Below are 19,709 nucleotides of genomic sequence, written 5' to 3' on the forward strand. Positions count from 1 at the left end.
AGGGGTACGCTGCGGAGTGTGAGCACCGAGCTTGATCCGCGCATCCACGCCTTCGACGCCGCCACCCGGACGGCCGACATCGCCCTCCGGGGACGTGTGGGGGACGACTGGACGTTCGTCACGCCCCACGCGGCGCAGGCCGGCAACGCCCGCGTGTCGCTGCGGGCCGCCCCAGATGCCGACAGCGCGCAGGTCACCGAGGCCCTGCCGGGCGAGCCGGTCGAGGTGCTGTGGGAGGGCCCGGCCGGCTGGCAGCGCGTCCGCACGGTCCATGACTGCTACCTGGGCTGGGCGCGGACAGAGCACCTCACGGCCCGGACGTCGCCGGACCTCGTCGTGTCGGCCCTGCGCGCGCACGCCTACGCCGGGCCGAAGGTCAGCCGTCCGCTGCGCGCGGAACTGTGCCGTGGCAGCCGTGTCACCCGTGCCGACGGCAACGCCGTGCAGGACGGTCACCGCGCGTGGCTGCCGGTGCACCTACCCGACGGGGCCGAGGCGTGGGTGCAGGAGGTGGTCGTCGAGCCCATGGGGACCACCGACCCGGCAGAGCTGGCGCTGCGGTTCGTGGACACGCCGTACGTGTGGGGGGGCCGCAGCGCGTGGGGCCTGGACTGCTCGGGCCTGTCCCAGCTGGTGTACGCGGCGGCGGGCCGCACGCTGCCCCGCGACGCGGACCAGCAGCAGGCGGCGCTGCCGTCCGTCGAGGAGCCGCGCCGTGGTGACCTCGCGTTCTTCCCGGGACACGTGGGCGTGATGCTCGACGCGAACCGCGTCGTCCACGCGAACGCCACGCACATGCGCGTGACCGTCGAGACGCTGGGCGATGGCGACTACGGGCGGCGGCTGGCGGCGGACCTGAGCGGCTTCGGGCGGTGGCCGGCGTGAGCGTGTCGTGGGAGACCCTCGACCTGCACACCGCGCACCCCTTCGGCATCGCGCGCTGGACGCACTCGGTGTATCCGCGCGCCATCGTCACCCTAGACCACGGTGGGGTCCGCGGTTCCGGCGAGGCCGCGCCGAACGCCTTCTACGGCGAGACCGGCGTCACCGTGGAGGCCGTGCTGCCGCTGCTGGCGCCCGCGCTGGAGGACCCGTGGGACTGGGACGGCCTGACCGCGCGGCTGGGCGCCCGGATGCCGCATCACCATCCCAGCGTGAAGTGCGCGCTGGAGATGGCCGCCGTGGAGTGGTGCGCGCACGCTGTCGAGTTGCCCGTATGGCGCCTGCTGGGCCTGTCGGCGTCGCCCATTCCGCCCAGCAGTTTCACGGTGTCGCTGGCCGACCTGCCCGCCATGCGGGACCAGGCGCGGACAGCTGTGGCGCAGGGCTACACGGTGCTGAAGGTGAAGCTCGGCACCGATCGGGACGAGGCGATCCTGACCGCGCTGCGCGAGGAGGTGCCGGACGTGACGCTGCGGGTGGACGCGAACGCCGCGTGGAGCCGCGCCCGGGCGCGCCGCATGCTCGGGGTGCTGGAGGACGCGCGGGTGGAACTGCTCGAACAGCCGCTGGCCGCCGCAGACCTGGACGGGCACGCGGAGCTGCGTGCCCGCGCCGCGCTTCCCATCGTCGCGGACGAGAGCGTGCACCACGTCAGCGACGTGCCGGCGCTCGCCCGCGCCTTCGACGGCGTGAACCTGAAGCTCGCTAAGCTCGGCGGGCCGCTCCAGGCGCTGCGGGCCCTGCGGCTGGCCCGCGCGCATGGCCTGAGCGTCATGATGGGCTGCATGATCGAGAGCAGCCTGGGCATCAGCGCCGCCGCCGCCCTCGCCGGACTGTGCGACTGGGCGGATCTGGACGGCGCGCTTCTGCTTGCCGACGATCCTTTCGCGGGCCTGGAGTGGACTGCCGGGCACCTCGAGCGGCCCACCGCTCCGGGCTGGGGCGTGCACCGCATATGAGTATCCGTGTGGCGGTGATCGGCTGCGGCAACCGGGGCGCGGATGTGTACGGCACGCACCTCCAGAGTCTCGGGGCGCAGATCGTGGCGCTGGTCGATCCCCGCGCGGGCCGGCTGGCGGAGGTCGGGGCGAGGCTGGACGTGCCCGCCCACGCGTGCCACGCCCACTGGGACGACCTGTTCGCCCTCGGCAGGGTGGCGGACGCGGTGGTCATCGCCACGCCGGATCACCAGCACGTCGAGCCGTGCCTGCGCGCCCTGGACCTCGGCTACCACGTGTTGCTGGAGAAGCCCATCTGCCTGGACGAGGCCGAGCTCGACCACCTCCTGAGGGCGGAGGCTGAATCCGCGGGCACCGTGACCGTCTGCCACGTGCTGCGCAGCACGCCCATCTTCAAGGAGGTTCGCGGTGTACTCGATGCCGGGGTGCTCGGCCCGCTGATCGGCATCACGTGGTCCGAAAACGTCGGTTGGTGGCATTACGCGCACTCGTACGTGCGCGGCAACTGGCGGGCCAGTCCGCCGGCTGCGCCGTTCCTGCTTGCAAAGGCCTGCCACGACCTCGACCTGTTGCGCTGGTACGCGGGCTCGCCGCCCGTCACGGTGGGCAGCGTGGGCGGTCTGCACCACTTCCGGCCCGAGCAGGCGCCGGCGGGCGCGCAGGGGCGCTGCGTCGAGTGCCCCGTGGCAGACTGCCCGTACGACGCGCGCACCATCTATCTCGGACGGCCGACTGACGTGTGGCCCGTGACGGTGCTGGTGGCCGGCGGCGGCACGCTGGCGGACGCCCTCGCGGATGGTCCCTACGGCGAATGCGTGTACGCCGGGCACAACACGGTGGTCGACCACCAGGCGGTCACGCTGGGATTTGCGGGCGGCCTCACCGCGCAGCTCACGGTCTCGGCGTTCACGCACGACATCTCGCGCACCTTCAAGCTGGTCGGGCCGTACGGTGAGCTGCGCGGCCACATGGAACGCGGCGAGCTGGAGCTGCACGACTTCCGCACCGGCACGGCGCGCACGTGGCACGTGCCCACCGACGGCAATCACGGCGGAGGGGATTTTGGCCTCGTCCGCACGTGGCTGTCGGCGCTGCGGGGCGAGGGAGGGTGGCCGTCTCCCCTGTCGGTATCGGTCGATTCGCACCGCATGGCCTTCGCGGCGGAGCGGGCGCGGTTGACGGGTGTGGCGGAGACGTTGTGATGCGTCTGCGAGTCTACCAACACTGCTAGTGATTTAATTCACGATTACGCCGACTCGTGAATATTTTGCCCCATCCAATCGTTTATTCCATGCTTGGTGCCACAGAACCCCGTCCGGGACGCGCTTCTCGCCTATGCTGGGACCGTGCACCTCGACGACCTGCCCGTGCTGCCCGCCAGCCCCGGCGTCTACATCTTCCGCAAGGGCGGCGTGCCCATCTATATCGGGAAGGCAAACAGCCTGCGCTCCCGCGTCCTGCAGCATTTCAAGGCCGGCGGCAAGAGCGGCAAGTTCACGGCGCTGGCCGACACTCTGGAGTTCATTACCGCCCGCAACGAGGTCGAGGCGCTGGTCCTCGAGGCGAACCTCATCAAGCAGCACCGGCCGCACTACAACGTGCTGCTCAAGGACGACAAGCACTATCCGTTCCTGAAGCTCACCAACGAGCCCTTCCCCATGCTGGTCGTGACCCGGCGCGTCCTCAAGGACGGCGCGCAGTATTACGGCCCGTATCCGGACGCGTCCGCGGTGCGCCGCGTCAAGCACCTGATCGACACCATGTTTCCCCTGCGGAAGAACAGTGGTCTGCCGATGCAGAAAAAGGCGCGGCCATGCCTGAACTTCCACATGGGCCGCTGCCTGGGGCCGTGCGTCGACCGGGCCGACCCCGTGGCCTATGCCCGGGTGGTCGAGGACGTCCGTGCCCTGCTGGAAGGCCGCGCCGCGCCCGTGATCGCCCGGCTGAAGGTGGACATGGCCCAGGCGGCCCGCGCGCAGGATTTCGAGCAGGCCGCGCGGCTGCGCGACCGCGTGCAGGCCGTCGAGAAACTCTTCGGGACCGAGCAGCACGCCTTCGTGAGCGACGAGACGGACCTGGATTTCCTGGGTGTGGCGCAGGCCGGCGAGTACGCGATGGTGCAGCTGTTTCGCATGCGCGCCGGGCGCGTGGTGGGCCGCGACAAGCGCTTCCTCACGAACGCCGAGGACGGCACGCTGGGCGAGGTCGTGGAGGCCTTTGTTCAGGACTACTACACCCAGGCCACGCACGTGCCGCCCCTGATCCTGCTGCCCGAGGGCTTCGACGACGCGCCGCTGTGGAGTGAATTCCTGTCGGAGCGGGCGGGCCGGAAGGTCGAGATGCGCACGCCCAAACGCGGCGACAAGGTGGACCTGGTCGAGATGGCCCAGCGCAACGCGAGCACGGGCCTGGAGAGCGAGCTGGCGCTGCTGGAACGCCGGGGCGACCATCCCGGCCTGGACAGCCTGCGCGAGGTGCTGGCGCTGCCGGACCGCCCGTGGCGCATCGAGGGCTACGACAACAGCAACCTGTTCGGCACCAACATCGTGTCGGGCATGGTCGTGTTCGAGGGCGGCCGGGCGCGGCGCGGCGAGCACCGGCGCTTCAAGGTGCGCGGGCTGGACCACCCGGACGACTACACCAGCATGAAACAGACCATCCTGCGGCGCTTCACCGGCAGCCTGTCGGACAAGCTGCCGCTGCCGGACCTGATGCTGATCGACGGCGGGCGTGGGCAGGTCAACGCCGCGCTCGACGCCCTGAAGGAAGCGGACGTGCGCGTGCCGGTGGTCGGCCTCGCCAAGCGCGAGGAACGCCTGATCCTGCCCGGGCGCTACGGCGCGCAGTGGTGGCTGGATACGGGCACCGAGATCGGCACGGACCGCGAGCTGCTGCTGCCGCACACGCACCCGGCCCTGCGGATGCTGATCGGCGTGCGCGACGAGGTGCACCAGTACGCCATCACATACCACCGCAAGCTGCGCGGCGAGAGCATGCTCCGCAGCGTGTTCGACGACCTGCCGGGCATCGGCCAGAAACGCCGCGACGCGCTGCTGGAGCACTTCACCAGCCTCGAGGACCTCGCGTCGGCCAGCGTGGACCAGATCGCGGCGGTGCCCGGCATGAACGGCCGCGCCGCGCAGAGCGTCAAGACCTTCCTCGCGCAGCGCGAGGCGAACCTCACGCCAGTCGCGGACTGAACCTGCGCCCCAACGCAGCACCGCCTGCGGGTCAGCGCAGGCGGTGGGCGGGAGCATAGTTGGCGATCACGCGAGGTGCAGGCGGACGAGCAGACGGCGCAGGTCGAGGGCGGGGCGCTCGGGCGCAGCGGGCCGGGCGGCGCGGGCGAGGCGGTCGTTGTGGGCTTCCTGGCGGAGTTGTTCGGGACGGAGCTGGGCGAGGTGCAGCGCGAGGGTGGGATTCATGGTGTGCTCCGGTGAAGCCGCTGCCCCTGTGGCATCCTTGCTCGGTCTTCCTTCGTGCCTCCATGGTGCGCGCTGACCCCCCACCGGCACATGCGTGGGGTGGCGCAGGTGCGGGTGCGCCGGGTGGCCTAGTGCGCTCCCTGCGATGGCGGATGGGCGGCCGCGCTGGGTGAACGAAGGCGCAAGCCGGGGCGCGGCGACGTGGAGTGTAATGACCGGATGATGCACGAGATCCGCTCTGAACTGCTGCCGCTTCTGCGCGTGCACTGGCGGCTGGTGCTGCTCGTGCTGCTGGGGGTGCTGGGGCCACTGATCCTGGTCGCGCATGTCACAGACGAGATCTTCCGCGAGGGCGGGTACGCGTGGGACCAGGCCATCCTCGCGTGGTACGCCGCGCACCGCACGCCAGCCCTGACGAGTGCCGCACGAGACCTCGCGGTGATCGGCGGGGTCGGGGTGCTGCCGGTGATCACGCTGGTGCTCGCGCTGCTGCTCGCGCACTACCGCAGCCGCGCGCACGCGTGGTTCCTGGTGCTCGCGGTGGCCGGCGCGACCGTCATCAACGTGCTGGCGAAGGTCGCCTTCCAGCGCCCCCGGCCGGACCAGCTCGTCTCGGTCCTGGTCGAACCCGGCTACTCGTTCCCGAGCGGGCACACCATGGCGAATGCCGCGTTCGGCATCGCACTCGGCCTGGTGTTCTGGAAGGGCCGCTGGGGCTGGCCGGTCACGCTCCTCGGGTGGGCGTGGGCGATCCTGATCGGCGTGAGCCGCAACTATCTGGGCGTGCACTACCCCACCGACGTGATGGTCGGGTTCCTGAGCAGCGTGGCGTGGGTGGTCGGACTGTACCTCGTCGTGCGGCGCCGGTGGACGGTGCTGGCGGCCCCGGAGGCGCCGGCGAATCCGCACCACATGACGTCGCCGGAGGGCAACGCCGCGGTCAACCAGCCGCGCTGACCGGCGTGCCCAGTCCGAAGGCGGCGTGCACGGAGCGTGTCGCGTCGTCCACGTGGGCGGCCTCGACGGCCACGCTGATGTTCAGCTCGCTGCTGCCCTGCGAGATCATCAGGATGTTCACGTCCTGCGCCGCAAGCGCCGTGAAGAGCCGGGCGGACACCCCCTTCTGACCGCGCATCCCGCTGCCCACGATGGCCAGCACGGACACGCCGTCCTGCTGCTCGACCTGCAGTTCCAGGCTCACGCCGGCGCGCAGGGCGTTCAGCGTGCGCTCGGCGTCCACCGTCTGCACCGCCAGGGACACGTTGCTCATACTGGACGACTGCGACACCATCAGGAGTGTGACATTCTCGCGGGCGATGGCGTCGAACACGCTGGCGATCACCTCCGGGATGCCCAGGACGCCGGCGCCGCTGACGTTGATGATGCTGACGTTGCGGATCGCGGTGACGGCCTTGACTGGGTGCCCGGCCTCGTCTCGCGGCTGTGCCTGCACCAGCGTGCCCGCGAAGTCCGGGTCGGAGGAGTTCTTCAGGCGCAGCGGAATGCCGCTGTCCTGGAGGGGCGTCACGGCCAGCGGGTGCAGCACCTTCGCGCCGAAGTACGCGAGTTCCATCACCTCGCCGTAGCTCAGGACGTCGATGTTGCGGGCGTCCTTCACCACGCGGGGGTCCGCGCTCATCACGCCGTCCACGTCCTTCCAGCCCCACACCTCGGTCGCGCCCAGCGCCTTGCCGATGATCGTGGCGCTGAAGTCCGTGCCGCCGCGCCCGAGGGTCGTGATCGCGCCCTTCTCGGTCTCCCCCATGAAGCCTGCCACGACCGGCGTGATGCCGGCGCCCAGCAGGCCGCTCAGGCGGTCCTTGATGCGGCCGTAGGTGCTGGGCAGCGGGCGGGCGTTGCCGAAGTGCGAGTCCGTGAGGATGCCAGCCTCGCCGCCCGTGAGGTGGTGGGCGCGCTGACCGAGCTGCTCCAGGGCGAGCCTCATCAGCGGCGCGGACAGGCGCTCACCGAAGGCGACGATCAGATCGCGGCTGCGCGGCGTGAGTTCGCGCAGCAGGTACACGCCGTACACGGCCTGGCGCAGCGTTTCGTGCATCTCACGCAACTCGCGCACCGTGTCGCTGTCGGGCGCGGCGCCGAGTTCCTGCGCGGCCGTGAAGTGCCGGGTGCGCATCGCGGCGATCTCATCGTTCGCGCGGGCGATATCGCCGGACTGCGCGGCGTCGGCGAGCAGCAGGAGCTGGTTGGTCACGCCGGCCATGGCGGAGACCACGACCACCACGCGCACGCCCTCCTGAAGGCTGCGGGCGGCCAGCGACGCGCTGTGGCGGATGGCACGCGCGTCCTGCATGTTCGTGCCGCCGTACTTCATGACCAGAAGGGTGTCGCTCATGTGGTCAGTATGGCGTGGAGGTCACGGGCGGCAACGGGAAGTCTGGGCAATCGATAAGTGAATCAATTCACGATATTGCCGGATCGTGATAATTTTGCCTCCTGTTCGGGCTGGCTAGGTTGGTGTCCAGAGCACACGAATACCCCATCAGCCTTTGGGCGTAGAGTGGAGCATGCGGGGTAAGCTTTCCCACACGTGGAGAGGCCCCAGGACTGGAGGCTCGCATGAAAGTAGGCATTAACGGCTTCGGCCGCATCGGTCGTCTGGTGTTCCGGGTGCTGGAGGCGCGTGGCGTCGAAGTGGTCGCCATCAACGACCTGACGGACAACAAGACGCTGGCCACCCTCCTGAAGTACGACAGCACCGCCGGCAAGTTCGACGGCACCGTCGAGTACGACGAGTCCTCGCTGACCGTGAACGGCAAGAAGATCCACGCGCTGGCCGAACGCGATCCCGCCAACATCAAGTGGGGCGAGCTGGGCGCCGAGATCGTGATCGAGTCCACCGGCATCTTCACCAGTCGCGAGGGCGCCAGCAAGCACCTGCAGGGCGGCGCCAAGAAGGTCATCATCACCGCGCCGGCCAAAAACGAGGACATCAGCATCGTGCTCGGCGTGAACGAGCAGGACTACGATCCCTCCCAGCACAACATCATCAGCAACGCCAGCTGCACCACCAACAGCCTGGGCGCGCCCATGAAGCTGCTCGACGAGGCGTTTGGCATCGAGAAGGCCATCATGACCACGGTGCACTCGTACACCAACGACCAGCGCGTGCTGGACCTGCCGCACAGCGACCTGCGCCGCGCCCGCGCCGCCGCCGTGAACATCATCCCGACCAGCACCGGCGCCGCCAAGGCCGTGTCGCAGGTGTACCCCGCGCTGAAGGGCAAGTTCGACGGCACCTCGCTGCGCGTGCCCACGCCGGTCGGCTCGATCAGCGACGTGGTCGTGATCCTCAAGCGCGACGTGACCGTGGCCGAGGTGAACAAGGTCTTCAAGGATGCCGCCGAGGGCAGCCACAAGGGCATCATCGAATACACCGAGGACCCCATCGTGCTCCAGGACATCGTGGGCGATCCGCACTCCGCGATCATCGACGGCGGGCTCACCATGGCGATGGGCAGCCTGGTGAAGTTCTTCAGCTGGTACGACAACGAGTGGGGCTACAGCAACCGGATTGCCGACCTGACGCAACTCGTCTCTGACAAGGGCTGAACACGGCCAAAGAGGATGGATGATGGGTGATGGGCCGAATTCCATCCTCCATCATCCATTCTCTATGACCATCCTGGAGGAACACATGCAGAACCTGAGTCAACTCGATGTGAAGGGCAAGCGCGTGCTGGTGCGCGTGGACTACAACGTACCGGTCAAGGACGGCGTGGTGCAGGACGATACGCGCGTCACGGCCAGCCTGCCGACCATCCGGGCGCTGCTGGATGCCGGCGCGCGGGGCGTGATCCTGATGAGCCACTTCGGCCGCCCCAAGAACGGCCCGGAGGACAAGTACAGCCTGCGGCCCGTCGCGCCGGTACTGGAAAAGGTGCTGGGCCGGCCCGTGACCTTCATCGGCGGCACGGCGGACAGCGACGAGACGCTCGCGGCCGTGCAGGCGCTGCCGGACGGCGCGGTTGCACTGCTGGAGAACGTGCGCTTCAGCTCGGGCGAGGAGAAGAACAACCCGGAGCTGAGCGCGAAGCTCGCCCGCCTGGGCGACGCCTTCGTGCTGGACGCCTTCGGCAGCGCGCACCGGGCGCACTCGTCCGTGAGCGGCGTGGCCGGGCTGCTGCCGCATGCCGCCGGCACACTCCTCCAGACCGAGGTGGACGCGCTGGGCAAGCTGCTCAACGACGTGCAGCATCCCTACGTCGTGATCATCGGCGGGGCGAAGGTCAGCGACAAGCTGCTGGTGATCGAGAATCTGCTGCCCACCGTGGACCGCATGCTGATCGGCGGCGGCATGGCCTACACCTTCGTGAAGGCGCAGGGCGGGAAGATCGGCAAGAGCATCCACGAGGACGACTTCCTGGACAAGGCGCGCGAACTGCTCGGCACGTACGGCGACAAGATCGTCCTGCCAACCGACACGCTCGCCGGCGACGCCTTCAGCAACGACGCGAACACGCGCGTGGTGCCCACGAACGACATCCCGGACGACTGGGAAGGCATGGACATCGGCCCGGACAGCCGCGCGGCCTTCGCCGAGGCCCTGAGCGGCGCCAAGACCGTGTTCTGGAACGGCCCGATGGGCGTGTTCGAGTTCGCCAAGTTCGCGGACGGCACGAACGCGATCGCCAAGGCTGTGGCCGACCTCCAGGGCGCGTACACCGTGATCGGCGGCGGCGACTCGGTCAGCGCGATCAACCAGAGCGGACAGGCGGGCCGCGTGGGTCACATCAGCACCGGGGGCGGCGCCAGCCTGGAACTGCTGGAAGGCAAGGCGCTGCCGGGCGTGGAGGCCATGAAATGAGGAACCTGCTGGCCCTGAACTGGAAGATGAACAAGACGCCCAGCGAGGCGCGCAGCTGGGCAGCCGAACTCGCGGAACGCTTCGAGGAAGGTGACGCGGAACTGGCCGTGATGGCCCCGGCCGTGACGATCTCCACGCTGGCCGCGAACCTCCCGGCGGGCGTGGGCCTGGGCGCGCAGGACGTGTCCGCCCATGACTCCGGCGCGTACACCGGCGAGGTCAGCGCGGGCATGCTGGCCGACCTGGGCGTGGGATACGTGGTCGTCGGGCACAGCGAGCGGCGCGACTACCACGGCGAGACGGACGCCGTCGTGGCCGCCAAGGCGAAGCAGGCTCAGGCGAACGGGATCGTGCCGATCGTGTGCGTGGGCGAGAAGCTCGACGTGCGCGAGAAGGGTGAGCACGTGGCGTACACCCTCGCGCAGCTCGCGGGCAGCCTGGCCGGCGTGGGCGCGGACGTCGTGGTGGCGTACGAGCCGGTGTGGGCCATCGGAACCGGCAAGACCGCGACCGCGGACGACGCCGAGGAACTCGCGGCCGCCATCCGCGGCGCGCTGGAGCAGCAGTACGGCAAGCGGGCCGCGGAGATCCGCGTGCTGTACGGCGGGAGCGTGAAGCCGGACAACATCGCCAGCATCTGCGTGAAGCCGAACGTGAACGGCGCCCTGGTGGGCGGCGCGAGCCTGAAGGTCGCGGACGTGCTCGGCATGAACGACGCGCTGAAGAACGCGTAGGACCCCTCTCTGCCCCGTTTGCAACAACGGGGCGCCTAAACTGCGCAATAAGTGAATGATTTCACGATTTTACTCGGGCGTGAATTTTGTCTTCTCTAACTTGTGCGGTCGATTCGGCGACTTCCCTATACTGGCGCCCAATGACTCTGCATACCAGCATCCATGACCTGAGGAACCATGTCGGGCAGAGCGTCACGCTGTCCGCGTGGCTGACCGACAAGAGCGGCAAGGGCAAGATCCAGTTCCTGAAACTGCGCGACGGCAGCGGCTTCGTGCAGGGCACCGTCTTCAGGGGCGACGTCAGCGAGGAGGTCTTCGAGGCCGCGAAACGGCTCACGCAGGAGCAGGCGGTGAGCGTCACCGGTGAGGTGCGGGCCGACGACCGTGCGCCGGGCGGCGTCGAGCTGAGCGTGCGGGAGCTCTCCCCCATCAGCGACAACCACGCCGAGTACCCGATCACGCCCAAGGAGCACGGCATCGAGTTCCTGATGGACCACCGGCACGTGTGGCTGCGTCACCGCCGTCCGTGGGCAATCCTGCGCGTGCGTGACGCCGTGCAGCGTGCCATCGTGGACTTCTTCCACGGCGAGGGCTTTGTGCGTTTCGACGCGCCGTTCTTCACGCCCAACGCCGCCGAGGGCACCACGGAGCTGTTCGAGATCGACCTGTTCGGTGAGGACAAGGCCTACCTCAGCCAGACCGGACAGCTCCACGCCGAGGCGGGCGCCTTCGCGTTCGGCAAGGTCTACACCTTCGGGCCGACCTTCCGCGCCGAGAAGAGCAAGACCCGCCGGCACCTGCTGGAATTCTGGATGGTCGAGCCGGAGGTCGCGCCGAGCAGCCACGTGGAGAACATGGCGCTGCAGGAGCGGTTCGTGTCGTTCATCGTGCGGCGTGTGCTGGAAGAATGCCAGACCGAGCTGGAGGTGCTGGGCCGCGACGTGACCAAGCTCGCCGGCGCCGCAGAGGGCAACTACCCACGTGTGACGTACACCGAGGCGCTAGAGATCGTCCGGCAGCACATCGAGAGCCGCGACCTGCCGCCGAACGTGCAGGACGACGTGCAACCCGTCGAGTGGGGCGACGACCTGGGCGCGCCGCACGAGACGATCCTGGGGCACCACTTCGACCGGCCGGTGATCATCGAGCGGTACCCGGCGGCCATCAAGGCGTTCTACATGCAGCCCGATCCGGCCGATCCGCGCGTGGCGCTGTGCGACGACATGATCGCCCCGGACGGCTACGGCGAGATCATCGGCGGCAGCGAGCGCATCCACGACTATGACCTGCTGAAATCCCGCATCGAGCACGAGGGCCTGCCGCTGGAGGCCTTCGACTGGTACCTCGACCTGCGCCGGGTGGGCAGCGTGCCGCACGCGGGCTTCGGCATGGGCCTGGAGCGGGTGATCGCTTGGATCACCGGCATCGACCACATCCGCGAGGCGATTCCCTTCCCGCGGATGCTGACGCGCATGCGACCGTAAAAATTTCGTGGCGCCAGCCTGGGGTTGAGGTGGAATTCCTTGATCCCACACTGCTCGTCCACGCTCAATCATATCCAATCATTGAACCAAGCGAGGCGGTCATCGAATCTCATATACAGTCACGCATTCAGCAGTGCCACGGCCCCGGGCAGCACCCGGGCGTGCAGCCGCGTGACCATCCCGGCCAGATCGCCGTCCAGGTGCAGGGCAACCGGCCGCGCCCACTCGACCGTGACGGCACTCCCCTGCCCTGCGCTGACGCGGGCGTGTTCCAGGTGCCGGCCACGCAGCACGCGGATCATCAGACCCAGCAAACTGGCGCGCGTGACCTCGCGGCTCGCCAGCACGTCCAGACAGCCGTCGCGCACATCGCTCTGTGGGCTGATCTGGAAGCCGCCGCCGTAGCGGGTTCCGTTCATCACGGCGACCAGCGCGCTCGGGCCGGCGTACTGGACGGCGCCGTCCACCGTGACGGTCACGGGGGTGAGGGCCAGTTCCTTCACGGTCAGCACCGCGGACCACGCGTAGCGGGCGAAACCGCGCAGGGCGGCCGGGGCGCGCGCCATGTTCGCGGCCACCTGCGCGTCGAAGCCCATGCCGAGGCCATTGAGCAGCACCGTGCGTCGGCCCGCGTGATCGCCCGCTCCGATCTCGACCTCCAGCGCGTCCACCCGGCGCGGCTGGAAGGCCAGGCGGTCGAGCGCAGCGCCCAGGTCGCCGGGCCGCAAGCCAAGCAGGCCTGCGAAGTCGTTCCCGGTGCCCAGCGGCACGATGCCCAGGGGCCGGCCGGTCCCGACCACGGCGGGCAACAGTGCCCCCACCGTGCCGTCCCCGCCCACCGCAAGTACCGCGACGTCGATGGGCAGGGCAGCCACCCGGGCGAGGGCCGCGTCACCGCTGGCTTCCTCGATCAGGGTGTAGGTCAGGCCGCGGCGCTCCAGCTCGCGCTGCACGTCCGGCCACGCCCGGCGCGCGCTGCCGCCGCCCGCGCGGGGGTTCAGGACGACGGCGTACGGGCGGGTCATAGGCTGACCAAGCGGTTGCGGGATGAACTGGACAGGCCCCGACTCACCCTGTCAGCTCCAGTCGGCGGGCCGCTCGGCCGAACCGAAGTGCCACGCGATGGCCTGCGCGATGCGCTGCGAGGCGTGGCCGTCGCCGTAGGGGTTGCGGGCGCGGCGCATCGCGTCCAGGGTCGCGGGCGTGGACAGCAGGTCGTTCAGCACGCCCTCCAGGCGCTGCGGGTCATTGCCGGCGAGGGTCAGCACGCCGGCCTCCAGGCCCTCGGGGCGCTCGGTGACGTTGCGGAGCACGGCGACGGGCACGCCCAGCGCCGCGCCCTCCTCCTGTAGACCGCCGGAGTCGGTGGCGAGCAGCACCGACGCGGCCATCAGCGGGGCCATGTCGCTGTAGTCGAGGGGATCGACGAGCTCGAAGTTGGGCACATGGCCGAGTTCAGGGCGCACCGCCTCCTGCACGGCCGGCGACAGATGCACCGGGTAGATGAAATGCGTGTCGGGGTGCGCGGCGGCCACGCGGCCCAGCGCGGCGGCCATATCGCGCATCATGGGCTGGTTCTCGCGGCGGTGCATGGTGACGGTCACGAGACGCTGCCCGGCCTCCGCCCGCGCGCGCCACTCGGGGCGCAGGGGCACGCGGCCCGCGACCTCGCGCACGGCGTCCACGGCCGTCTGGCCGGTCACGACGATGCCGCCCGGCGCCTTGCCCTCGCGCAGCAGGTTCGCCTTGCTGCCGGGCGTGGGCGAGAAATCCAGGGTGGTCAGCACGCCCGTCAGGCGGCGGTTCGCTTCCTCCGGGAAGGGTTCGGCCAGGCTGCCGGAGCGCAGGCCCGCCTCGACGTGCCCGACCGGGATGCCCTCGTAGAACGCGCTCAGGGCCACGCAGAAGCTGGTCGTGGTGTCGCCGTGCACCAGCACCATGTCTGCGCCCATCTCCTTCAGAGTGCGTCCAGCCTCCGGCACGATGCGCGCGGTCAGGCCTGCCAGCGTCTGGCGTTCGGTCATCACGTTCAGGTCGCGGTCCGGCGTGAGGCCGAACACGTTCAGGGCGCCGTCGAGCATCTGCCGCTGCTGGCCGGTCGAGAGAATCATGGGGCGCAGGCCGGGGAAGGCCTCGATCGCGCGGTACACGGGGGCCATCTTGGTCGCCTCGGGGCGGGTGCCGAAGGCCAGGACGATGGTGTGGTCGGTCATGGAGTGGGTTCCTCGGGATCTGGAGTGGCGGGCTCTAACGTCAGGGCGCGCATCCGCCGGTACGCCACGAACCACAGGCACAGCGCGATGCCCACCCCGGTGGCGAGGATCACCGGCAGGTGGACGCCCTGGAGCGCCATCCCGGTGATGCCGCACAGCAGCGTGACGGCCCACAGGATCACGGCGGTGCGCCGGGCGCTGGCGGTGCGAGCCAGAACGCGGTGGTGGATGTGGGTCTTGTCGGGGTGGCCCAGCGGGTTGCGGATACCGCGCGCCAGGCGGCCGATCACGACCTGCGTGGTGTCCAGCACCGGCAGCGCGAGCACGATCAGGGGCACGAGCAGGCTGGCCCCGGCGCTGACCTTCAACGTGCCGAGCAGGCTCACGGCGGCCAGCGTGTAGCCGAACAGGTACGCGCCGGCGTCGCCCATGATGATGCGGCTGGGGTTGAAGTTGTGCCGCAGGTAGCCCAGCGCCGCGCCGGACAACCCCGCGAGCAGCACCACGGCGGCCGCGCGGTCCGGGAACTGCGCGGCGGTGGCGAGCAGCACGGCGCTCACCACGAAGCCGACACCGCCCACCACGCCGTCCACCCCGTCCATCAGGTTCACGGCGTTCGTGAGGCCCACGATCCACACGATAGTCAGCAGCACGCTCAGCGGATGGTTGACGGAGGCCGGCAGCACCGGCAGGAAGGGAATGGCATTGAAGTCGATCTTCAGGCCGTTCACGACCAGCAGCACGGCGGCCAGCGTCTGCACCACCAGCCGGAACGCGGGCGACAGCCCGAACTGGTCGTCGATGAAGCCGACCAGCACCAGCAGCGACGCGCCCAGCAGGATTGCGAGCACCTGGATGTTCACGATCTCGACCACGATGGGCCGCAGCGCCCACGCGACCACCACGCTGAGCAGGAAGCCCGCGTAGATGGCCAGACCGCCTGCGTTCGGCAGCGGCTCCTTGTTCAGGCGCCGGGCGTTGGGCATGTCGGCCCAGCCGGCCTGCACCGCGAAATCGCGCAGCATGGGAATGAAGCGCCACGTGAACACCCACGCGGTCACGAAGGTCACCAGAACACTCAGAAAGCCCCGCCCCAGCGGATCGGCGATGCCCAGCGGCGCGAGGAGCGCGTGTAGATCCATAACTGACGGGATTCTAAAGGCTGCCGTGCCCGGCGGGGCAACGCCGCGCGGCGCTCACTTGGTGCCGTAGATGCGGTCGCCGGCGTCGCCCAGGCCCGGCACGATGTACCCGTGGTCGTTCAGGTGCGAGTCCACGGCCGCCACGATGATGTCCACGTCCGGGTGGTCGCGCTCGATGACCGCGATGCCCTCCGGCGCCGCGAGGATGCTCATGAGCTTGATGCTGGCCGCGCCCGCGTCCTTGAGGCTGCTGATCGCCGCGCTGGCGCTGCCGCCGGTCGCGAGCATGGGGTCCGTCAGGAACACGCGGCGCTCGGCGATGTCGGCGGGCAGCTTGTTGTAGTACGCCACCGGCAGCAGCGTCTGCGGATCGCGGTACAGGCCGATGTGCCCGACCTTCGCGGCCGGCACGAGCTGCACGATGGCGTCGGTCATGATCAGCCCGGCGCGCAGGATGGCGACCAGGGCCAGCTTCTTGCCGCTCAGCATGGGGAACTCACCGGGCACCAGCGGGGTGTTCAGGGTCTGCGGCTCGGTCTCCAGGTCGCGCATCGCCTCGTAGGCGAGCAGCAGGCTCAGCTCGGCGGCGAGTTCGCGGAACTCCTTGACGCCGGTGCGCTCGTCGCGCATCAGGGAGAGTTTGTGCTGCACCAGCGGGTGGGAAACGACCGTGACCATGTCCCCACCATACCGCGCGGCCTTAATGTTCGGGCAGCCGCGCCAGCACGTGCCGGGCACGCGGCACCTTGCGGGCGCGCTGGGCCTCGAACTCGTACGGCTCATTCATCAGGAACCAGTACAGGTCGTGCAGGGTCGTCAGGGCGATGTACGCGCGGTAGCGGGCCAGCGTGGCTCGGTCCGCGCCGGGCAGGAACGACAGCGCGGCCGCCATCGCGTCGTCCGGGGGCAGCAGGTCCAGCGTGCCGGTCTTGAGCAGGGCCAGGTCGCGCAGCGGGTCGTCGTAAGCGGCCTTGGTCCAGTCGATCAGCAGCACCTCGCCGCCGTCCGAGATCAGGATGTTGTCCTGCCACAGGTCCAGGTGGCAGAACGACGCCGCGTGCGCCAGCCGCCCGGCCTCCAGCGGTCGCTCCACCGCCCCGAACAGGTCGTCGAGCGGAAACGCCGCCAGGGCGCTGCGGAAGCGGCGCAGGCGCTGCTCGACCTTGCCAAGGTCCACCGTGCCGTGGACGTCTCGGTGCAGGGCGCCCAGGGCGGCGCGCAGGCTCGGCAGGGCGCGCGGGATGTCCTCGGCGCGCAGCGGGCGGCCCGCGAAGCGCCGCATGATCAGCGCCTCGATCCCGTCCGCCTGAACCACGTCCACGACCATGTGCGCCATGCCGGCGCGGCGCAGGTTCTCGGCCTCGCGGGCGTGGTCGCCGCGGCGGTTGCGGTACACCTTGACCACCACCTCGCCGCCGCGTGCGGCGTACACGCGGCTCTGCATGCCGCTGTCCATGGGCGTGAGCGTGCCGTACCGCGCCTCCAACTCGGGAAAGTGCGGAGCGGCGTCCGGGCCGGTGCTCGCCGGTGGACGCGTCATGTCGGCCGCCCCGGCGGGAGCCCGCCGGTGGCCGTCACAGGTCGAGTTTCTCCAGCTGCGCCACGATCCGCTGGTCCAGTCCACGGCCCGCCTGCGCCCGCACGCGTTCCAGGCCGCCCATGCGGACGTAGGCGTTCGCGACAGCCACGATGCGCGCATACAGAGGGATGTCCTCGCCAGCCAGCTTGTCGGGTTCGCCCTGACCGTCCCAGCGTTCGTGGTGGTGCCGCACGGCCCGCTGCGCTTCCGAGAGGTGCCCCACCCCGTGCAGGAAGTTCGCGCCGACCAGCGCGTGGCCGGCCTCGCCGTGGATCTTGCCGATATCGTGCATGGTCGCGGCGTACCACAGTTCCTCGAGTTCACGGTCGGCCAGCCCGATCTGCGCGCCCAGTTTCAGACTGATGTCCGCGACCGACTGGGCGTGGCCCAGCGCGTCGAACTCGCGGCTCTCGACGGCCTCCACGACCGCGCCCGTAATCTGCCGGGCCGCGTGCTTCCAGTCCTCGCGGGAATCCAGGATGCCCAGCAGCGGCGCGATGGCCGCCGCCCAGCGGGTCACGGCCTCCTGCGCGCTGGGCGTCACGCCCTCGGGGCCGGTGCGGTCAAAGACCATGGCGCCCACGTAGCGGCCACGGTCGCTGACCGGCACGACCAGCGATAGCGTCACCGCCTGCATGCCGCATTCGGTCAGCAGGGCCTGCGTGTCGGGCAGGTTCTGGTCGTACAGTTCGCGCGCGCCGTCGGACAGCAGTCGGGTGCGCATGGACGACCACGGGCCGCTCAGCGCGACGCCCAGCAGCGCCTTGGAGTAGCCGTGCACAGCGCCCACCCGGTCCTGGCCACGGCGCACGATCGCGTAGGCCGACACGCCGCCGCCCAGCAGGCGGGCAGCGTACGCCAGCGCGGCCTCCAGGATGCCCTCCTGGGTGGGGCGGGCCAGCAGTTCCGCCAGGACCCGCGTGGCGTCACCAGCGTCCGGGGCGCTGCCGCGCGGTTCCGGGACATCGGGCGTGGTGGGGGGTTTCTGGCGACGTCCAAACACGTGCCGACAGTATACGCGCGCTAGTGTAATGGGCATGCCGCCAACGCCCGCCCGCTCCAGCGCCGACGTGGCCCGCGCCGTCACGCGGGCGTACGAGCGCTACGGCCGCAAGGCGGACGAGTGGCGCCGCACCTACGAGGCGCGCGGCGGTCGGGTGTACTGCGGCGCGGGCTGCGCGGCCTGCTGCAACATGCCGATCCGGGTGAGCCTCGCCGAGGCGCTCGTGACGGCCGCCGCGCTCACGCCGGCGCAGGCGCGGGGCATGGCGGAGCACGCCGCGGCCGTCATCGCCAACGCACAGAGCGCCGGCGGCGACGACGAGTACGTGCACCGCCACCGCACCGAGGTGGGGTTCTGCCCGCTGCTGGACCGCGCGACGGGCGCGTGCACCGCCTACGCCGCGCGGCCCACGCGCTGCCGCGACACCTTCAGCGCGTTCCCGGCGGTGTACTGCGCGGTGGGCACGCTGGAGACCATGACGCCCCGGCAGCTCGCGCAGTACCACCGCGACGTGGCCCGCACGCCCGGCACGGACGGCGAGTGGCATTTCATCGCGCCGCTGGAACACCTGTCCGAGCCGATCTGGACGGCGGCGGCGCGCGCCATGCAGGACGCGTGGGGCGTGCAGGTGTGGGGCGATTACTGGGTGCTGACCACCCTGGCGCGCGACGACGCATTCATGGCGGCCGTCGAGGCGGGCCGGCCCCGCGACGCGTGGGCGGTCGCCCGGCGCCGGCGCCTCGCGCACCCGACGGTGCTGGAACTCGGCTGAGGTCGGCTGGCAGGCCGTGGACGCGGCTCAGCGGCGCCGGACCTTGCGCACGCCGCGCTTCATGCCGTGGTCCGGGCGCACGCCGTCCGCGATGAGGTGCAGCCACTGGCTCGCGTAGTAGCCCGCAACCAGGGGCAGCGCCACCTTCACGCTGATGGGCTGCGGCACCTCCGGCAGCGGCACGCCCGGCGCGACGTACCGCAGCAGCCCCACGACCAGCGCGACCATCAGGGCGACATACGCCAGGCGGGTCAGCGGACCCAGCACCCAGGAATGCGACAGGCCGCGGTGGCTGAACAGCAGGCCGTACGGGACCCACAGCACGCCCAGCAGGCCCCAGTGCCGTTTGCTGTCCACCCGGCCCTCCGCGAGGTCCAGGTCCGGCGACAGCAGGAAGGTGCCGACCGCGAAGGCCAGCGTGAACGCGAGCGCCTGCGCGGGCGTGATGGTGACGAGCTGCTGGCGCGACGCGATCAGGGCGCCCGCGGAGATGACGCTGTACGCGCCGATGTTGATGAGGTTGTGGACACGGCCGCTCGGCACCTGGCCATTGTGCCAGCGCGGCGCCGGCGTGTCACGGCGGGGGCCGGCGCGCGAAGGCCGGCTGGCGAGGCGTTCATCCGTGGTCAGG

At 70.2% G+C, this 19,709-nt stretch carries 19 protein-coding genes; 10 read left to right on the plus strand and 9 right to left on the minus strand.

Going from position 1 to position 19,709, the window contains the following annotated elements:
- Positions 1 to 18 precede the first annotated feature (18 nt).
- From HNQ07_RS03680 to uvrC, 4 genes are all read left to right on the plus strand, one after another.
- Positions 19 to 885, plus strand: a complete 867-nt coding sequence (locus HNQ07_RS03680; RefSeq protein ID WP_229831746.1) for a C40 family peptidase — start codon at positions 19 to 21, stop codon at positions 883 to 885.
- The gene (locus tag HNQ07_RS03685) at positions 882 to 1,901 is read left to right on the plus strand and encodes a dipeptide epimerase (RefSeq protein ID WP_308430863.1); all 1,020 of its coding nucleotides are present in this window, start codon (positions 882 to 884) and stop codon (positions 1,899 to 1,901) included. Before HNQ07_RS03680 ends, HNQ07_RS03685 begins: the two co-directional genes overlap by 4 nt.
- Complete coding sequence (locus HNQ07_RS03690; protein WP_184109516.1) at positions 1,898 to 3,103, plus strand: Gfo/Idh/MocA family protein; 1,206 nt, start codon at positions 1,898 to 1,900, stop codon at positions 3,101 to 3,103. The genes HNQ07_RS03685 and HNQ07_RS03690 overlap by 4 nt, the downstream gene beginning before the upstream one ends.
- Positions 3,104 to 3,247: 144 nt before the next feature.
- A complete protein-coding gene (gene uvrC, locus HNQ07_RS03695) occupies positions 3,248 to 5,101 on the plus strand; it encodes an excinuclease ABC subunit UvrC (RefSeq protein ID WP_184109517.1) in 1,854 nt (617 codons plus the stop codon).
- Between the two features lie 66 nt (positions 5,102 to 5,167).
- On the opposite strand, the gene HNQ07_RS03700 is transcribed toward uvrC, so the two are convergent.
- Positions 5,168 to 5,326: a hypothetical protein gene (locus tag HNQ07_RS03700; protein ID WP_184109518.1), complete on the minus strand. Its 159-nt coding sequence runs from the start codon at positions 5,324 to 5,326 to the stop codon at positions 5,168 to 5,170.
- 219 nt (positions 5,327 to 5,545) lie between these two features.
- On the opposite strand from HNQ07_RS03700, the gene HNQ07_RS03705 reads away from it, so the two are divergent.
- Complete coding sequence (locus HNQ07_RS03705) at positions 5,546 to 6,283, plus strand: phosphatase PAP2 family protein (RefSeq protein WP_184109519.1); 738 nt, start codon at positions 5,546 to 5,548, stop codon at positions 6,281 to 6,283.
- On the opposite strand, the gene HNQ07_RS03710 is transcribed toward HNQ07_RS03705, so the two are convergent.
- Positions 6,267 to 7,679, minus strand: a complete 1,413-nt coding sequence (locus HNQ07_RS03710) for an aspartate kinase (RefSeq protein ID WP_184109520.1) — start codon at positions 7,677 to 7,679, stop codon at positions 6,267 to 6,269. The genes HNQ07_RS03705 and HNQ07_RS03710 overlap by 17 nt on opposite strands.
- A gap of 224 nt (positions 7,680 to 7,903) precedes the next feature.
- On the opposite strand from HNQ07_RS03710, the gene gap reads away from it, so the two are divergent.
- The 4 genes from gap to asnS all read left to right on the plus strand — a co-directional run bounded on the left by gap (position 7,904) and on the right by asnS (position 12,369).
- Positions 7,904 to 8,896: a type I glyceraldehyde-3-phosphate dehydrogenase gene (gene gap, locus HNQ07_RS03715; protein WP_184109521.1), complete on the plus strand. Its 993-nt coding sequence runs from the start codon at positions 7,904 to 7,906 to the stop codon at positions 8,894 to 8,896.
- 85 nt (positions 8,897 to 8,981) lie between these two features.
- A complete protein-coding gene (locus HNQ07_RS03720) occupies positions 8,982 to 10,151 on the plus strand; it encodes a phosphoglycerate kinase (RefSeq protein ID WP_184109522.1) in 1,170 nt (389 codons plus the stop codon).
- Positions 10,148 to 10,885: a triose-phosphate isomerase gene (gene tpiA / locus HNQ07_RS03725; protein ID WP_184109523.1), complete on the plus strand. Its 738-nt coding sequence runs from the start codon at positions 10,148 to 10,150 to the stop codon at positions 10,883 to 10,885. Before HNQ07_RS03720 ends, tpiA begins: the two co-directional genes overlap by 4 nt.
- A 140-nt stretch (positions 10,886 to 11,025) precedes the next feature.
- The gene (gene asnS / locus HNQ07_RS03730) at positions 11,026 to 12,369 is read left to right on the plus strand and encodes an asparagine--tRNA ligase (RefSeq protein WP_184109524.1); all 1,344 of its coding nucleotides are present in this window, start codon (positions 11,026 to 11,028) and stop codon (positions 12,367 to 12,369) included.
- Between the two features lie 119 nt (positions 12,370 to 12,488).
- On the opposite strand, the gene HNQ07_RS03735 is transcribed toward asnS, so the two are convergent.
- Genes HNQ07_RS03735 through HNQ07_RS03760 form a run of 6 tightly spaced genes read right to left on the minus strand, consistent with a single transcriptional unit; the run spans position 12,489 to position 18,306 of the window.
- Positions 12,489 to 13,394 (minus strand): diacylglycerol/lipid kinase family protein, encoded by a 906-nt coding sequence (locus HNQ07_RS03735; RefSeq protein WP_184109525.1) that lies wholly within the window; start codon positions 13,392 to 13,394, stop codon positions 12,489 to 12,491.
- Between the two features lie 51 nt (positions 13,395 to 13,445).
- A complete protein-coding gene (wecB, locus tag HNQ07_RS03740; protein ID WP_184109526.1) occupies positions 13,446 to 14,582 on the minus strand; it encodes a non-hydrolyzing UDP-N-acetylglucosamine 2-epimerase in 1,137 nt (378 codons plus the stop codon).
- Positions 14,579 to 15,724 carry an MraY family glycosyltransferase gene (locus HNQ07_RS03745; RefSeq protein WP_184109527.1) on the minus strand — a complete coding sequence of 382 codons (1,146 nt, stop codon included), beginning with the start codon at positions 15,722 to 15,724 and terminating at the stop codon, positions 14,579 to 14,581. Before HNQ07_RS03745 ends, wecB begins: the two co-directional genes overlap by 4 nt.
- 54 nt (positions 15,725 to 15,778) lie before the next feature.
- Positions 15,779 to 16,402: a uracil phosphoribosyltransferase gene (upp, locus tag HNQ07_RS03750; RefSeq protein ID WP_184109528.1), complete on the minus strand. Its 624-nt coding sequence runs from the start codon at positions 16,400 to 16,402 to the stop codon at positions 15,779 to 15,781.
- 22 nt (positions 16,403 to 16,424) lie between these two features.
- Complete coding sequence (locus tag HNQ07_RS03755; RefSeq protein WP_184109529.1) at positions 16,425 to 17,264, minus strand: aminoglycoside phosphotransferase family protein; 840 nt, start codon at positions 17,262 to 17,264, stop codon at positions 16,425 to 16,427.
- A gap of 34 nt (positions 17,265 to 17,298) precedes the next feature.
- Complete coding sequence (locus HNQ07_RS03760; protein ID WP_229831745.1) at positions 17,299 to 18,306, minus strand: HD-GYP domain-containing protein; 1,008 nt, start codon at positions 18,304 to 18,306, stop codon at positions 17,299 to 17,301.
- A gap of 34 nt (positions 18,307 to 18,340) precedes the next feature.
- Here HNQ07_RS03760 and HNQ07_RS03765 point away from each other — a divergent pair, with 34 nt between their 5' ends.
- Positions 18,341 to 19,078 carry a YkgJ family cysteine cluster protein gene (locus HNQ07_RS03765; RefSeq protein WP_184109531.1) on the plus strand — a complete coding sequence of 246 codons (738 nt, stop codon included), beginning with the start codon at positions 18,341 to 18,343 and terminating at the stop codon, positions 19,076 to 19,078.
- Positions 19,079 to 19,105: 27 nt separating this feature from the next.
- On the opposite strand, the gene HNQ07_RS03770 is transcribed toward HNQ07_RS03765, so the two are convergent.
- Positions 19,106 to 19,621 carry a metal-binding protein gene (locus tag HNQ07_RS03770; protein ID WP_184109532.1) on the minus strand — a complete coding sequence of 172 codons (516 nt, stop codon included), beginning with the start codon at positions 19,619 to 19,621 and terminating at the stop codon, positions 19,106 to 19,108.
- Positions 19,622 to 19,709 lie beyond the last annotated feature (88 nt).

Origin of the sequence: Deinococcus metalli, from assembly GCF_014201805.1 — a bacterium.
GTDB classification, from domain to species: Bacteria; Deinococcota; Deinococci; order Deinococcales; family Deinococcaceae; genus Deinococcus; species Deinococcus metalli.

Bases quoted from the DNA above. Each gene is read 5' to 3' on its own strand.
- HNQ07_RS03755 (WP_184109529.1), bottom strand. From the start codon at position 17,264: ATGACGCGTCCACCGGCGAGCACCGGCCCGGACGCCGCTCCGCACTTT.
- HNQ07_RS03720 (WP_184109522.1), top strand. From the start codon at position 8,982: ATGCAGAACCTGAGTCAACTCGATGTGAAGGGCAAGCGCGTGCTGGTG.
- wecB (WP_184109526.1), bottom strand. From the start codon at position 14,582: ATGACCGACCACACCATCGTCCTGGCCTTCGGCACCCGCCCCGAGGCG.
- HNQ07_RS03735 (WP_184109525.1), bottom strand. From the start codon at position 13,394: ATGACCCGCCCGTACGCCGTCGTCCTGAACCCCCGCGCGGGCGGCGGC.
- upp (WP_184109528.1), bottom strand. From the start codon at position 16,402: ATGGTCACGGTCGTTTCCCACCCGCTGGTGCAGCACAAACTCTCCCTG.
- HNQ07_RS03765 (WP_184109531.1), top strand. From the start codon at position 18,341: ATGCCGCCAACGCCCGCCCGCTCCAGCGCCGACGTGGCCCGCGCCGTC.
- HNQ07_RS03745 (WP_184109527.1), bottom strand. From the start codon at position 15,724: ATGGATCTACACGCGCTCCTCGCGCCGCTGGGCATCGCCGATCCGCTG.
- tpiA (WP_184109523.1), top strand. From the start codon at position 10,148: ATGAGGAACCTGCTGGCCCTGAACTGGAAGATGAACAAGACGCCCAGC.
- HNQ07_RS03705 (WP_184109519.1), top strand. From the start codon at position 5,546: ATGATGCACGAGATCCGCTCTGAACTGCTGCCGCTTCTGCGCGTGCAC.
- HNQ07_RS03690 (WP_184109516.1), top strand. From the start codon at position 1,898: ATGAGTATCCGTGTGGCGGTGATCGGCTGCGGCAACCGGGGCGCGGAT.
- HNQ07_RS03710 (WP_184109520.1), bottom strand. From the start codon at position 7,679: ATGAGCGACACCCTTCTGGTCATGAAGTACGGCGGCACGAACATGCAG.
- HNQ07_RS03700 (WP_184109518.1), bottom strand. From the start codon at position 5,326: ATGAATCCCACCCTCGCGCTGCACCTCGCCCAGCTCCGTCCCGAACAA.
- asnS (WP_184109524.1), top strand. From the start codon at position 11,026: ATGACTCTGCATACCAGCATCCATGACCTGAGGAACCATGTCGGGCAG.
- gap (WP_184109521.1), top strand. From the start codon at position 7,904: ATGAAAGTAGGCATTAACGGCTTCGGCCGCATCGGTCGTCTGGTGTTC.